This is a genomic window from Vreelandella gomseomensis (genome assembly GCF_031451645.1).
Classification (GTDB): Bacteria; Pseudomonadota; Gammaproteobacteria; order Pseudomonadales; family Halomonadaceae; genus Vreelandella; species Vreelandella gomseomensis.
Genome location: NZ_JARWAI010000005.1, coordinates 204,837 through 218,457, shown reverse-complemented (window position 1 = coordinate 218,457; position 13,621 = coordinate 204,837). Strand labels below are relative to the sequence as shown.

At 62.2% G+C, this 13,621-nt stretch carries 14 protein-coding genes; 1 reads left to right on the top strand and 13 read right to left on the bottom strand.

The features are described from left to right. Positions 1 to 2: 2 nt before the first annotated feature. The 3 genes from QC815_RS08485 to QC815_RS08475 are packed head-to-tail and all read right to left on the bottom strand — an operon-like array spanning position 3 to position 2,643. Positions 3 to 212, bottom strand: a complete 210-nt coding sequence (locus QC815_RS08485) for a hypothetical protein (protein ID WP_230446838.1) — start codon at positions 210 to 212, stop codon at positions 3 to 5. Then, complete coding sequence (locus QC815_RS08480; protein WP_230446839.1) at positions 209 to 2,272, bottom strand: 3'-5' exonuclease; 2,064 nt, start codon at positions 2,270 to 2,272, stop codon at positions 209 to 211. The genes QC815_RS08485 and QC815_RS08480 overlap by 4 nt, the downstream gene beginning before the upstream one ends. Next, positions 2,269 to 2,643 (bottom strand): response regulator transcription factor, encoded by a 375-nt coding sequence (locus QC815_RS08475; protein ID WP_230446840.1) that lies wholly within the window; start codon positions 2,641 to 2,643, stop codon positions 2,269 to 2,271. Before QC815_RS08475 ends, QC815_RS08480 begins: the two co-directional genes overlap by 4 nt. A 176-nt stretch (positions 2,644 to 2,819) precedes the next feature. Between QC815_RS08475 and QC815_RS08470 the strand changes: the two genes are divergently transcribed. Beyond that, on the top strand, positions 2,820 to 3,911 hold the full coding sequence (locus QC815_RS08470; RefSeq protein WP_230446841.1) for a tRNA-queuosine alpha-mannosyltransferase domain-containing protein: 1,092 nt from the start codon (positions 2,820 to 2,822) through the stop codon (positions 3,909 to 3,911). Between the two features lie 31 nt (positions 3,912 to 3,942). On the opposite strand, the gene nth is transcribed toward QC815_RS08470, so the two are convergent. The 10 genes from nth to QC815_RS08420 form a co-directional block, all read right to left on the bottom strand. Then, on the bottom strand, positions 3,943 to 4,581 hold the full coding sequence (nth, locus tag QC815_RS08465; protein ID WP_230446842.1) for an endonuclease III: 639 nt from the start codon (positions 4,579 to 4,581) through the stop codon (positions 3,943 to 3,945). A gap of 14 nt (positions 4,582 to 4,595) precedes the next feature. Next, complete coding sequence (locus QC815_RS08460; protein WP_230446843.1) at positions 4,596 to 5,297, bottom strand: electron transport complex subunit E; 702 nt, start codon at positions 5,295 to 5,297, stop codon at positions 4,596 to 4,598. Then, entirely contained in the window at positions 5,294 to 5,917 is a 624-nt protein-coding gene (locus tag QC815_RS08455) for an RnfABCDGE type electron transport complex subunit G (protein ID WP_230446844.1), read from the bottom strand. Before QC815_RS08455 ends, QC815_RS08460 begins: the two co-directional genes overlap by 4 nt. Then, positions 5,914 to 6,942, bottom strand: coding sequence for an RnfABCDGE type electron transport complex subunit D (locus tag QC815_RS08450; RefSeq protein ID WP_230446845.1), 1,029 nt, complete (start codon positions 6,940 to 6,942; stop codon positions 5,914 to 5,916). Before QC815_RS08450 ends, QC815_RS08455 begins: the two co-directional genes overlap by 4 nt. A 2-nt stretch (positions 6,943 to 6,944) precedes the next feature. Next, the gene (gene rsxC, locus QC815_RS08445) at positions 6,945 to 8,600 is read right to left on the bottom strand and encodes an electron transport complex subunit RsxC (RefSeq protein WP_230446846.1); all 1,656 of its coding nucleotides are present in this window, start codon (positions 8,598 to 8,600) and stop codon (positions 6,945 to 6,947) included. Further along, positions 8,584 to 9,189 carry an electron transport complex subunit RsxB gene (gene rsxB / locus QC815_RS08440; RefSeq protein ID WP_230446847.1) on the bottom strand — a complete coding sequence of 202 codons (606 nt, stop codon included), beginning with the start codon at positions 9,187 to 9,189 and terminating at the stop codon, positions 8,584 to 8,586. The genes rsxC and rsxB overlap by 17 nt, the downstream gene beginning before the upstream one ends. Positions 9,190 to 9,197: 8 nt before the next feature. Further along, positions 9,198 to 9,779: an electron transport complex subunit RsxA gene (rsxA, locus tag QC815_RS08435; protein WP_230446848.1), complete on the bottom strand. Its 582-nt coding sequence runs from the start codon at positions 9,777 to 9,779 to the stop codon at positions 9,198 to 9,200. Positions 9,780 to 9,865: 86 nt separating this feature from the next. Further along, positions 9,866 to 11,902 (bottom strand): methionine--tRNA ligase, encoded by a 2,037-nt coding sequence (gene metG / locus QC815_RS08430; RefSeq protein WP_230446849.1) that lies wholly within the window; start codon positions 11,900 to 11,902, stop codon positions 9,866 to 9,868. 91 nt (positions 11,903 to 11,993) lie between these two features. Next, positions 11,994 to 12,275 (bottom strand): hypothetical protein, encoded by a 282-nt coding sequence (locus tag QC815_RS08425; protein ID WP_230446850.1) that lies wholly within the window; start codon positions 12,273 to 12,275, stop codon positions 11,994 to 11,996. Positions 12,276 to 12,372: 97 nt separating this feature from the next. Then, positions 12,373 to 13,554, bottom strand: a complete 1,182-nt coding sequence (locus tag QC815_RS08420) for a 1-acyl-sn-glycerol-3-phosphate acyltransferase (RefSeq protein WP_309768021.1) — start codon at positions 13,552 to 13,554, stop codon at positions 12,373 to 12,375. Between the last annotated feature and the right edge of the window lie 67 nt (positions 13,555 to 13,621).

Below are 13,621 nucleotides of genomic sequence, written 5' to 3'. Positions count from 1 at the left end.
GATCAGCGGCCCGCACGATGTTCCATGAGCCACGCCGCCAGGCCGATAACGATCGCCCAGGCAATGAACAGATACAGCGGCAGCCAGCCGATGTGCGACGTAGGGAAGCGGTCGACCACAAGGATCACGGGCGGGCAGAACAGCAGCAGTGCAATGGCCACCAGGGCCATCAGCCGTTCGGTTTTACGTGATTTGGGGCCTGACGTTTTCATGTGGCGCTGGCATCCTGTCGATCAAAGGCATTGGCCTGCAGCGCAAGCAGTTGCTCCAGGGTAGCGATACCCCGTGCCTCCAGGCGCGGCAGCAGCGCCAACCATAGCTCGGCGGTGACGCGTGCATCGCCAAGCGCCGTGTGGCGCGTGCCGGGTGGAAACGCCAGGTCATAACGCTGGGCAAGGCTGTCGAGGTCGTGGCCATCCAGCGCTTCGTCCAGGGCGCGCGAAATCAGCAGGGTATCGATCACCGGGATGTCGAACGTCACGCCTTTGTGGCTGATGGCCAGCAAGTCAAAGGCGGCGTTATGGGCGAGCATGACGGCGTCGCCCACGTAGTCGCGAAAGCGGCTCAAGACGATGTCCAGCGGCGGCGCGCCGGCCACATCGACATCGCTAAGACCATGGATGGCGGTGCTGGCCAGCGGAATAGGCCGCTTGGGGTCGACCTTCTGATCGAAGACGTCGCTGGCCAGCAGCTTCGCATTCACCACGCGGCAGGCACCGAGACTGATCACCGTGTCGCCGCGGCGCAGTTCAAGCCCGGTGGTTTCGGTATCGAAGGCGACGATGTCCAGGCTGCGCAGCGAACGGCTGGCAAGGGCTTCGTCGGGCGGCGGCAGGTCGGCAATGCCGAAGTCATGGAATTCAGGGCGCGGCGGAGCGGTTTCCCGCGGGGCGCCAACGCGCTCCATGGCGGGTAGCGGAAGGCGTAGCCGGGCATGGGTGCCGTTATCATCGGCCAGGCTCCAGATATCGCTGGCGTGCTGGCGCAGCACGTCGGCGACGCTTGGACTCAGCGGCAGTGACGGCAGCGTCTGCTGCCGCCATGCGGCCAGCTCGTGTTCGGGCAGCGCCTTGCCGTGCCAGATAAGATCCAGGTAGACGCGCTTGTTGCCCAGGCACATCTCGCCCTCAAAGCCGCTGTCGGGCAGGTGCGCATTGAGGTGCTTGACCAGCGAGTCGAACAGCGCGATCAGCGCCGGCGCGTCGCCCTTGAACCAGGCGGGCATGCCTACCGGGGTGATCAGGCGGTGCTCGGGGTCGAGGCGCTCGTCCAGCGCCTGCCAGAAATCGTTGGACCACATGGGCGTCAGGCGCTCGCCCTGATGCTGCATGTCATCCAGTAGCTGACCGATCCTGGCGACGTTATCGCCCAGGGTGGCGCCTTCTTCCTGAATGACGCGTTCAAACCGCTGACGCAGCGCAGAGGTGTCGACGTCGCCCTGTTGCCTGAGCTGAATCAGCGCGTCAGCGGCGCTGGTCAGGCTGGCGGTGTGTTGGCGCAGCGGCGTCAACATGTCGGCAAGCTCCGCTCTAACCCCCATTTCACTCGACCAGGAGGCGGTGGCGTCGCTGAACGTCAGCAGCGTTTCGCCATCGCTGCCCGGAACGCGGCGTAAAATGATCTTGAGCCAGCGGTTCTCGCAGGGGGCCAACAGCTCACGCGGAGCGCCGTCGTCGGGTAGCTGACGAATCGCCTGCTGCAAGCTGGCGACCGGGATAAGCGCTTCGAGACGCTTGCCAAGCCCCAGGCCGGTATGGTCGACAAAGAAGTCCTCGGCGGCCTGGTTAAACAACATGACCCGGCGATGATGGTCACATAGCAGCAGCGGCGTCTCGAGCACCTGCAGCAACGTTTCCAGCTCCTGGCGGATCTTGGCGGCGCTGCGAGCGCCTTCCGTGTGCGCCGTGGCCAAGCGGCTGCGGTCTTCCCGCCAGCTCTCGCGCACGCGCTTCAGGTCCGGGCCGAGGCCCTTTAGCCAGCCTTCGGGTGGGTGTTCATCGCGGGCATCGGGATTGGCGACCAGGCGTGCCAGCTGTACCTGCAAATGACGCAGCGGGGTAAACAGCATGCGTTCGAGCAGCAAGCCGGCCAGGAAAATCGTCGCGCCGCCGGAAAAGCTGCCCAGCCACAAGGCAATGCGCGTTGTGCCGGTGGGAGCAAGCTGAGCATCCAGCCAGGCGGCAAAAATAGCCCCGCCCAGCAGGCTGATGCCGCTGAGAATGAGCCACAGGCCAATCAATCGCTGGCGTTTGGGTAGCCCGCCTCGTGTCATGAAGGGTGTCCGCTTAACAGAGCGTTGACTTTTTCGACCAGCGCCTGGGTGGAAAAGGGCTTGGTAATGTAATCATCAGCGCCCAGCGCCATGCCTTTTTCCCGCTCTACCTCGCGGCCGTGCGCCGTCAGCATGATGATGGGCAGCGCGGCCGTAGCGGTTTGCTGGCGCAGCTGCTCCAGCACATCGAAACCGCTGATGCCGGGCAGGCTGATGTCCAGCAGGATCAGATCAGGTGGGGCCTGCTGCACATGGGCAAGGGCCTGTTCGCCGTCGTCTGCCGTGATGACGTCGAAGCCCGCCTGCTGCATCAGAAACTCAAGCGATATGAGGATATTGGGCTCGTCATCGACCACAAGCACTTTAGCCATCGTGCGCTCCCTACGTTTAAGGGTTATGGGGCAGCCTAGGTTTCCCCGTCATTAAGCCAGAGTGTAGGTAGATGAAAGGGATGCGCCAAGACGACCTTGGTAACAAAGCGATCGATGGGTGACAGGAAACCGTGGGGTACGACACAATGGCAGGCTGTTTAGTCGATAGGCGATGAATGCACACCTCATTAAAAACCCGAGCACGTGTCCTGCTGCTTTCCGCTTACGATGCCGTCAGTCACCGTTACTGGGCCGATAGCGTCATGCAGCACGTTGATGGCGTGGAATGGACGGCGTTGCGTTTGCCGGCACGTCATTTCAGCTGGCGTATTCGTGGTAACCCACTTACGTGGTTATTGAAGGAAGGGAACACCCTAAGCCAGCCGTACGATGTGGTGCTGGCCACCTCGATGGTGGATCTGGCGACCCTGGCGGGACTGTTCCCGTCGCTCGGGCGCGCGCGCAAGATTTTGTATTTCCACGAGAACCAGTTTGCCTACCCCGAATCGGGCGAGCAGCGGCCCCAGGCGGAAGCCAAGATGGTGAATCTATACGCGGCCCTGGCGGCCGATACCGTGGTGTTCAATACCGCCTACAACCGCGACTCGTTCATTGACGGTGCCCGCGCCTTTTTGAAGCAAATGCCCGAGAATGTGCCGGCGGTGAAGCCCCTCGAAGCCCTTCGCCAACGCGCCAGCGTGCTGCCCGTGCCGGTGATGCCGCTTGCCGACGAGCAACCTGCCATGCGTCGCCCTGGGCGGATACTCTGGAACCACCGCTGGGAGTACGATAAAAACCCCGAGGACTTTTTCGCGGTGCTGTTTGCGCTAAGCGAGCGTGGTGTGGACTTCGAGCTGACGGTGGTGGGTCAGCGCTTTCGTCATGTGCCGGCGATTTTTGCCGAGGCAGAGCAGCGACTCGCCGCCCATATCACCGCCTGGGGGCCCCTGCCGGAAGGCGACTACCAGGCTGAGCTGGATAAGGCGGGCATCGTGGTGTCCACTACCTGGCACGAGTTTCAGGGGCTGGCGATCATGGAGGCTGCCCAGCGCGGTGCGCTACCCCTGGTGCCGGATCGGCTGTGTTTCCCCGACCTCTACCCGGCAGCCTATCGATACGACGGCACGCGCCAAGGGCTCTACGAGCGCCTTCATCGTTGGCTGACCGACCCAGACACCCGGCCCGGGCATCTCATGACCGGTCATTGGGAGTGGCCCGCCTGGCAGGCGGCCTACGCTGAACTGCTCACGGATGGCGCGCCTGATTGATCCTGGCGTCGCGTCGGCTGGCGTATCAGCGCTAGGCGATCTCGGTTTTTTCCTTGTAGTCGCATAGATCCTCGATGATGCAGCTGCCGCAGCGAGGCTTGCGGGCGATGCAGGTATAGCGGCCGTGGAGAATCAGCCAGTGATGGGCGTCCTTGAGAAAAGGTCTGGGAACGTGGCGCAGCAGCTTGTGTTCGACGTCGACGACGTCCTTGCCCTTGGCAATCCCCGTACGATTGGCCACGCGAAATATATGCGTATCCACCGCCATGGTCGGCTGGCCGAAGGCGGTGTTCAAAATGACGTTGGCCGTTTTGCGGCCGACACCGGGCAGGGCTTCGAGCGCCGCGCGGGTCTGGGGCACCTCGCCGCCGTGGTGCTCGACCAGCAGGTAACAGGTTTTCATCAGGTTCTCGGCTTTAGTGTTGTACAGGCCGATGGTCTTGATGTGCATTTTTAGCCCGTCGAGGCCGAGATCGATGATGCCCTGGGGGGTGTTGGCGACGGGGAACAGCCGATCGGTGGCCTTGTTGACGCCCACGTCGGTGGCCTGGGCGGAAAGCAATACGGCGGCGAGCAGTTCGAACGGCGTGTTCCAGTTAAGCTCGGTGGTCGGGTGAGGGTTTTCTGCCTGGAGGCGAGCGAAAATCTCGTAACGCTTTTGGGCATTCATGGCAAACCTCTGGGTTATTTGATCGTGCCGGTGACACGCACGCGGCGTTGTTCGCGGGGTGTGACGGTCGTGGGTTGTTTGGACGCCTGACGCCGTTGATCAACGCTGTTCTTGAGCGCGATCAGCAGCCCCGCCACAAAGAAGGCCCCGGGCGGCAGAATGAAAAACAGGAACTGATAATCGTCGATCAACGTCAGCTGCCAACCCTCGGCCATAGGACCAAACAGCAGCGACATCTCCCTAAACAGGGTGCCCTGGCCCAAAAGCTCGCGCAGTGCGCCCAGCACGATCAGCACGGCGCCAAACCCGAGCCCCATCATCAGGCCATCAATGGCGGCGGGGAGCACCGGCTGGCGTGAGGCAAACGCTTCCGCGCGGCCGAGGATCGCGCAGTTGGTGACAATCAGCGGAATAAAAATACCCAGCACCTGATAAAGCGGGTAGGCGTAAGCGGCCATCAGCAGCTCGGCGCAGGTGACGAAGGCGGCGATTATCATCACAAACGCTGGCAGGCGAACGGCACTGGGTACCTGATGACGAATCAGCGATACCGTGGTGCTGGCGCCGACCATCACCACCAGGGTAGCGATGGCCAGGCCCAGGGCGTTGACGACGCTGGCGCTTACCGCCAGCAGCGGGCACAAGCCCAATAGCTGCACGAGGGCCGGGTTATTCGACCACAGCCCCTCGCGGGTCAGTTCGCCTAGCTGGCTCATGGTGACGTCTCCCTGGCGTCGCTGAACAGCGGTGTATTATGAGCGTACTGCAGCGCGTCATGCACGGCGCCGACCACCGCGCGGGGCGTGATGGTGGCGCCGGTAAAAGCATCAAAATGCCCGCCGTCCCGGGTAACGGCCCAGCCGCCGGGCGGCAATGCGTCGAGACTCAAGCCGTCAAAGCCGGTAATCCAGTCGCTGCGTCGGCGCTCGATGTCATCCCCCAGCCCCGGGGTTTCCTGGTGCTGGGTGACGCGCACGCCGGTGATGCGCTGCTCCTCGTCGATACCTACCAGCAGATGAATCTCGCCGTTGTAGCCCCGCCGAGTGACCACCGGCAGCACAACCGCGCGCTGGTCGGCATTTTCCACCCGCCAGCCGGTCGCGCCCTCGGGGTAGCCCAGTTGCTGTGCATCGGGCAAGGCCATTTCTGACGCGGATGCCTGGCGGGTAAGCGACTCAGGCAGCACGGCCTGGCGCTGGCGCTGCTGATAGGCGTGCTGGTGGGCGTCGATGCGTTCGGCGGTGAGCGCGCGAAGCGAGGCAACGCTACCTGCCGTGATCAGGGCAAACGCGCCCAGCACCAGCGCGCCGCGCTGCATGGCGTTGAAGGTGGTCATGATCGCTCCTTGGCCGGCGCGGGTGGCCGGCCCGCCGGGCGAGGCGCGGTGTATAGATCCAGGAGCGGGACGCCCAGATTCATGAGCAGCACGGCAAACGCCACGGCATCGGGGTAGCCGCCCCAGGTACGAATCACCATGATGAGTACGCCAATGCCTGCCGCATAAATCAGTTTGCCGCGCTGGCTGGTGGCGGCCGACACCGGGTCGGTGGCAATGAAAAACGCGCCAAACAGCGTCGCACCGGTAAACAGGTGCAGCCAGGGCGAGGCAAAACGGTCCGCTTCGAACCCGTGCAGCAGTGTGGCCATGACCATCATGCTACCCAGCATGGCGACCGGAATATGCCAGCTGATAAGGCGTTTGGCCAGCAGCAGCACGCCGCCCGCCAACCAGGCCACCGCGACCCACCGCCAGGCGTTCAGTGTGCCTTCGGGCAGGGGCTGGCCGGCCCAGAAGTCGCCGGCCGACACCCCAGCCCCTTTATGCTTGAAGGCATCCAGGGGCGTGGCGCCGCTGAGGCCATCTATTTGCGCGAGGGAGGCGCTCCCGGTGATTTGTCCCCACAGTCCTTCGGGCCATAGCGGCTGAGGGGGCGACCATAGGGTCATGTAGGTCGGGAACGATACCAGCAGCAGCGCATAGCCCACCATGGCGGGGTTGAAGGGGTTATGGCCCAGCCCACCGTAGAGCTGCTTGGCCACCACAATGGCGGCGAGCATGCCGACACCGATCAGCCACCAGGGGCTCGCCGGGGGCAGCGATGCGCCCAGCAAGACGCCTGTGAGGAGCGCGCTTGAATCGTTGAGCGGGTGCAGTGAGCGCTTGCGCAGCCGCAAGATAAGCGCTTCAAAGCCGAGCCCGAAGGCGGCGGCCAGCAACACATTGCTGACCACCCCCAGCCCGAAAAAAAACGTCATGGTGGCAAGGCCGGGTAGCGTCGCGACAATCACCCAGCGCATGATGCTGCCGGTGCTCGGCGCTGGCCTTAAAAGGCGTCGATCATTGTGGGACGCGTGCAGCATGGTTAACGGGTCTCTTGGGGCGCGCTGGCGTTACGGGCGTCGGCTAGGTGGGCGTCGGCCGCCCGCAGGTTTTCCTGCGCCGTTGCCAGCTGGGTTTCCAGGTCCTCGTGGGACTCGCCGGGATCTTGCTGAGCGGCCCGCGCCAGGTTTTTCTCGGCCTTTCTGACGGCGGCTTTGGCGGCCGTCTGGGCAATGCGCAAACTTCGCAGATCGGCCTGGGGCGACGTCGACTGGGCGCCCGTAGGCTGGCCTGACGTTTGCTTTGCCAGGCGAGCCTGGCGGCGGGCCTGTTTTTGTGCCTCTTCGCGGGCAAGCCGTGCCTGGCGCCATTCAAAACGATGTTTGGCGTGTTCGGCCTTGGCGGCTTCCAGCCGTTGATGGCGAAGCCGCGTCTTGGCGCTGCGGTAGTCGGTCACCAACGGAATATGGCTGGGGCAGACGTAGCTGCAGGCGTTGCACTCGATACAGTCGAACAGGCGATAGTGCGCCAGCTTGTCATCGTCCTTCGCGCGGGCGTACCAGTGCAGCTGCTGAGGCAACAGGTGAGCCGGGCAGACGTCTTCGCAGGCGCCGCAGCGGATACAGGGGGATTCCGGCGGCGAAGGCGGCAGCTCTTGCCGCGTGGCGGCAATCAAGCAGTTGGTCGCTTTGCGAATCACGCCGTCGGTGTCGGCGAGGGAGGTGCCCATCATGGGCCCGCCCTCGATGAGCTGATCGAGCGTTGCGCGCTGCAGGCCGGCTTCCTCGAGCAGGGTCGCTATCGGCGTGCCGATGCGCACCCAGCGATTGCCGGGGTCGGCGAGGGCGTCGCCGGTCAAGGTCACCAGCCGCTCCACCAGCGGTTCGCCATCGCGAACCGCGCGCAGTGCGGCTAACAGGGTGCCGGGGTTATGGCACAGTACCCCAACGTCGGCGGGTAGCCCCTGGTGGGGCACGTCCCGGTCGAGCAGCGCCTTGATCAATTGGCGTTCGCCACCGCTTGGGTAGCGCGTGGCGATAACGCTGAGCGTCACAGGCAGCGGCTGGCTTGTCGCCATGGCGTGCTCAAGCGCCTGGATGGCCTCGGGTTTGTTATCTTCGATGCCCACGACGATCTGGCGCGCGTCGCACAACGAGGCGATGAGCTGGGCGCCGTCGAGAACATCGCCGGCAAAGCCTTGCAGGGTAAGGTCATCGGCGGTGATGTAGGGCTCGCACTCGGCGGCGTTGACCACCAGGGTATCAATGCGCTGTTGTTCACCGAGGCGCGCCTTGATATGGGTCGGGAAGCCCGCGCCGCCCAGGCCCACTACGCCACTCTGCTCAAGGCGCGCCAAGAGCGGCTCTGTGTCGACGCTTCGCCAGTCCAGCGGCGGCAGACGCTGCCAGGTGTCGTGACCGTCACCCTCGACGGTGATGGCCAGGGCGTCGCTGTGTGTCACCGTGCCACTGATGCTGGCGTGCAGGTCGGCTGAAATCATGCCGTCGCGGCGGGCAATGGGTGTGCCCACACTCACCCGGTCGCCTACTGCGACGATAGCGCGGGCTGGGCGTCCGGCGTGCTGGTCCAAGGAAAGCACGACGTGACTGGGTAGCGTTGCATGACGCACCGGCACCAGGGAGCGTTGTTTGCGCTCGGGCGGGTAGACGCCGCCATGAAACTCAAACGTACGTGCCATGGGGCGTCTCCTGGGGGTGACGGTCGCTGGCAATCACAAGCGGTGGGTGGGTGACTGGCTGCCACTGCTCAAGCGGGGTGCGTCGCGGCAGCATGTCGATGCAATCCACCGGGCAAGGGTCAAGACACAGATCGCAGCCCGTACACTCATCCTCGATCACGGTGTGCATCTGTTTGGCGGCCCCGATGATCGCATCCACCGGGCAGGCCTGAATGCACTTGGTGCAGCCAATACATTCAGCCTCGCGAATGAAGGCGACCAGGGGCTCGTCGGTGGCCTCGCCGTCCAGCGGTTCGGGTGTGCGACCCAACAGGTCGGCGAGTGCAGTAATGGTTGACTCCCCGCCGGGCGGACACTTGTTGAGCGCATCACCCTGATTGATGGCCTCGGCGTAGGGGCGGCAGCCAGGGTAGCCGCATTGGCCGCATTGGGTCTGCGGGAGCAGGGCATCAATTTGCTCAACGAGGGACGATTCATCGCCCTTGAAGCGCTCGCTGACCGCCCCCAGCAAGGCGCCAAAGCCCACTCCCAGCGCGGTGAGTACGCCCACGGCGCTCAGCAGGCCGTCCATCGAAAACGCATCGCTCATTGATCCCCCTAACCTTGAACCAAACCGGAAAAGCCCATGAAGGCGAGCGACATCAAGCTGGCGGTAATCATCGCAATGGCGGCGCCTTTAAAAGGAGTCGGAACGTCAGCGGCGGCCAGGCGTTCGCGCATGGCCGCAAACAGCACCAGCACCAGAGAAAAGCCCACGGCGGCGCCAAGGCCATAAAGCGTGGTGGAGAGAAAGCCCAGCTCGCGGTTGAGCGATAACAGCGCAACGCCCAGTACCGCGCAGTTGGTGGTGATCAACGGAAGAAAAATACCCAGCACGCGATGCAGCAACGGACTTAGCTGGCGCACCATGATATCGGTGAATTGAACCACGGCGGCGATCACCACGATAAAGCTGATGGTGCGTAGATAGGTCACGTCCAGAGGCACCAGCAGGCCATGATAAACCACAAAGCTTGCGGCGGAGGCCAGCGTCAGCACAAAGGTCGTGGCCAGGGACATGCCCATCGCCGATTCCAGCTTGTTGGAAACGCCCATGAACGGGCATAGGCCCAGAAACTGCACCAGCACGAAGTTATTGACCAGTGCAGTGCTGATCAATATGACAAAGAGTTCATTCATTGCGCAGATTGGTGGCTCGACATCCGGTCGCTCAGTGGTAGTGGGCAGCGGGCTTTTGCCGCTGCCCTTTTGGTTGCGAGGCCAGCTTAGGTGACGCGCTGACCCGGCTCGGCACCCGAATCCGGCGACAGCAGGTAAATGCCGTCGTCATTGGCCGAGGCCAGCACCATGCCTTCGGAGAGGCCGAAGCGCATTTTGCGCGGCGCCAGATTGGCAACCATGACCGTTAAACGACCTTCCAGCGCTTCGGGGGCGTAAGCGGAACGAATGCCGGAAAAGACGTTGCGGGTTTCGCCACCCAGGTCGAGCGTCAACTGGAGCAGCTTGTCGGCGCCTTCAACGTATTGCGCCTTGGCAATCCGGGCGATACGCAGATCCACCTTGGCGAAGTCCTCAAAGCTGATTTCGGGGGCAATGGGCGTTTCGGCCAAGGGGCCTTGGGGAGCCTGTTTGAGTTTCGCCTCTTCCACAAGATCCTCCTTGGAAGCATCGATCATGGCGTCTATCTTGTCGCGCTCGATGCGCTGCATCAGCGGTTTGAACTTGTTGATGTCGTGGTCGACCAGCAGGTCATGACGACTTTCCCAGTCAAGGGTGTCGACGTTGAGGAACACGCGCGCCTGCTCGGCCATGGCGGGCACCACGGGGGCCAGGTAGATCATGAGCTGGCGGAACAGATTGATACCCACCGAGCAGATCTCGAGTACCTCGGCATCGCGCCCTTGCTGTTTGGCGAGTACCCAGGGTTCCTTGTCGGCGATGTAGGTGTTGGCTTCGTCGGCCAACTCCATGATGCTGCGCATGGCGCGGCTGAACTCACGGGCTTCAAAGTCTTCGGCAATGCCCTCGCCGGCGGCAATGAAGCGGGCGACCATTTGTGGCTCGCTGCAGTGAGCGGATAGGCGCCCGTCGCCCAGCTTCTTGACGAAGCCGGCACAGCGACTGGCGATGTTGACCACCTTGCCGACCAGGTCCGAGTTGACGCGTGCGGCAAAGTCGTCAAGGTTCAGATCCAGGTCGTCGACCTTGGAAGTAAGCTTGGCGGCAAAGTAGTAACGCAGGTATTCCGGGTTTAGGTAGTCGGCGTAGGTGGCTGCCTTGATAAAGGTGCCCCGGGACTTGGACATCTTGGCGCCATCCACGGTCAGGAAGCCGTGACAGTTAACCGCAGTGGGCGTGCGCAGGTCGGCACCTTGGAGCATGGCCGGCCAGAACAAGGCGTGGAAATAGACGATATCCTTGCCGATGAAATGGTAGACCTCGGCGTCGGATGACGGCTGCCAGAAGCTGTCGAAGTCGATGCCTTCGCGTTCGCACAGGTTTTTGAAACTGGCCAGATAGCCAATCGGCGCATCCAGCCACACGTAAAAGTATTTACCGGGCGCGTCGGGTATTTCAAAGCCGAAGTAAGGGGCATCGCGGGAAATATCCCACTCGTTGAAGCCCGACTCGAACCACTCCATCAGCTTGTTGCGGATTTGCGGCTGCACGTGGTCGTCGTTGATCCAGCGCTGTAGAAACTCGGCAAAGTCCGGGAGCTTGAAGAAGTAGTGCATGGAGCTGCGTACTTCAGGCGTCGCGCCGGAGATGGCGGATACCGGGTTGATCAGTTCTGCGGGCGTGTAGGTGGCACCGCATTTTTCGCAGTTGTCGCCGTACTGATCATCCGCGCCGCATTTGGGGCAGGTGCCCTTGATGAAGCGGTCGGCGAGAAACAGCCCTTTTTGCGGATCGAACATCTGCTCGATTTCACGCGTGGCAATATGGCCCTTGTCGCGAAGGCGCTGATAAATCAGTTCGCTGTAATAGCGGTTTTCATCCGAATGGGTCGAATGGTAGTTGTCGAAGGCCACGCCGAAGCGCGCAAAGTCGGCCTGATGATCGTCGGAAACGCGCTCGATCAACGCCTCGGGAGAAATGCCTTCCTGTTCGGCACGCAGCATGATAGCGGTGCCGTGCGCGTCATCGGCGCATACGTAATAGCAGTGCTGGCCACGGCTTTTCTGGAAGCGCACCCAGATGTCGGTCTGGATATATTCGAGCAGATGGCCCAGGTGAATGGCGCCGTTGGCATAGGGGAGCGCACTGGTGACCAGAATGCGGCGCGGGGAGGTCGTTGACATGATGAGCGAAAGTCCCGGTCAGGCATTAACAAAAAAGACAAAAGCGGCGAAGCCCAGTTGGCGTCGCCGCAGGGTGAAGACGTGGCTTAGGTTAGTAGAGTGCTTGCTCCTCTTGAACCACTTCCCGCAACAGCTCTAAAAACAGCTTGTCCGCCTCCGAGTGCTCGGCGGCGTCTTCGGGAATGTGCACGCTGGTAGTATCGGAAATCTGGTTGGCAATCCGCGCCATGACGGCGGGACTGCTGCCTTCGGTCAGTTCTTCACGGGCAATTGCCAGCGACTGTTCGAGAATCTTTGGATCCTGCAGCAGCTTACGGATAAAGCCGCGTAGCTCATTGATGATGCGTGTTTTCTGAATTTCTGAAGCGGACATGGGCGTTCTCCTTAATATCGCGACGTAGTGCGTCAAGCGAGACCATTAAATGCCTTGACCATAGCATTTTTTCCGCCACCGAGCATGGCGGTTGTACTCAGCTTGTCAAACGCCCGGCCTTGTGTTTCACCGGGTTGGCGTATTGCGCCAGCCAGTAGGGGCGTAGCGGTTCCGGTACGTTGGCCAGCCGCGCCTTGAAGCGCTCCCGGTCGTCGCGGGTAATGGCTCGGCGCGCCACCAGCTCGGGTGCATCGCCCAGCGCTTCAAGCGCCAGGTAATGGCTGGGAAACAGCCGGTAGCCACCGATGACCTGGCGATCTATCTCGGCGGCGACTTCGTCCGGGGTCGCCATGTCGGCGCCTACCGGCGTGCCAAAGCGCAGCTGAACGCGTCCCTTGGTGCCGGTAATCCCGGCCACAATGGAGCGGATATCTTCAAATTCGCTTTTCGCGTAGCTGCCCTTGGTATCGATATCGTAGAGTTCCTGGGCTTTTTGCCGATCGCAGGGGTCGTATTCGTAGCTGATCGACACCGGCACCAGTTTCAGCTCGGCAATGGCGTCACCAAAGGCGGCATCGCGGTTGGTGGTGCGACTCGCGATGGTCAGCATCTTGATGATCGCCGGGTCGGTGCGGTCGATTCCGTTCTTGGCCCGGCCTTCGCGCTGTGCCATCCAGATCGAGTGCTGGTCCTCGGTGATCGAATGACGAATATAGGCGGAAAGCTGCTGATAGGCGGCCAGCATGGCCCGCTTGCCGCGGGCGCTGCGCGGTACGATAAAGCTTTTGTTCAGCCGCATCAGGTCGGTGACATAGGGCTTCTTCAGCAGGTTGTCGCCAATCGCAATGCGTACGGTGTTACGGTCTGCCTGATAAAGCGCGTAGTTGACAAAAGCCGGATCCAGGGAAATATCCCGGTGGTTGCCAATAAACAAATAGGCGCTGCCCGGGTCGAGCTTATCAAGCCCCGCGACCTCGAAGGCGTCGGTGGTGGTGCGGATCATGCGCACCATATAGCTGGCGATGCGCATCTGGAATTCGCGCACGCTGGTCACACCTTTGACTTCCCGGCGGACGGCGTGACTGGCAATACCCCGCGCCAACGGCGGCGCCCAACGGGCCAGGCGGGGCAGCCGAAAACGGGTAAGCGCATTGAGCAGCTCATTATCCCTTGAAAGCTTGGCAAGCACGTCGGCCACTTCATGGTCCATGTAGGGGCGAATATCCGCCCAGGGGTCTGAAGGCGTCGAGGCAGTCGAAGCGTTATTGTGATGTGTCATGCGATCCGTAGGATGTCATTAATAAAATCAAATGAGTGAAAACAGTTAACCGCGATGCCGAAGCAGC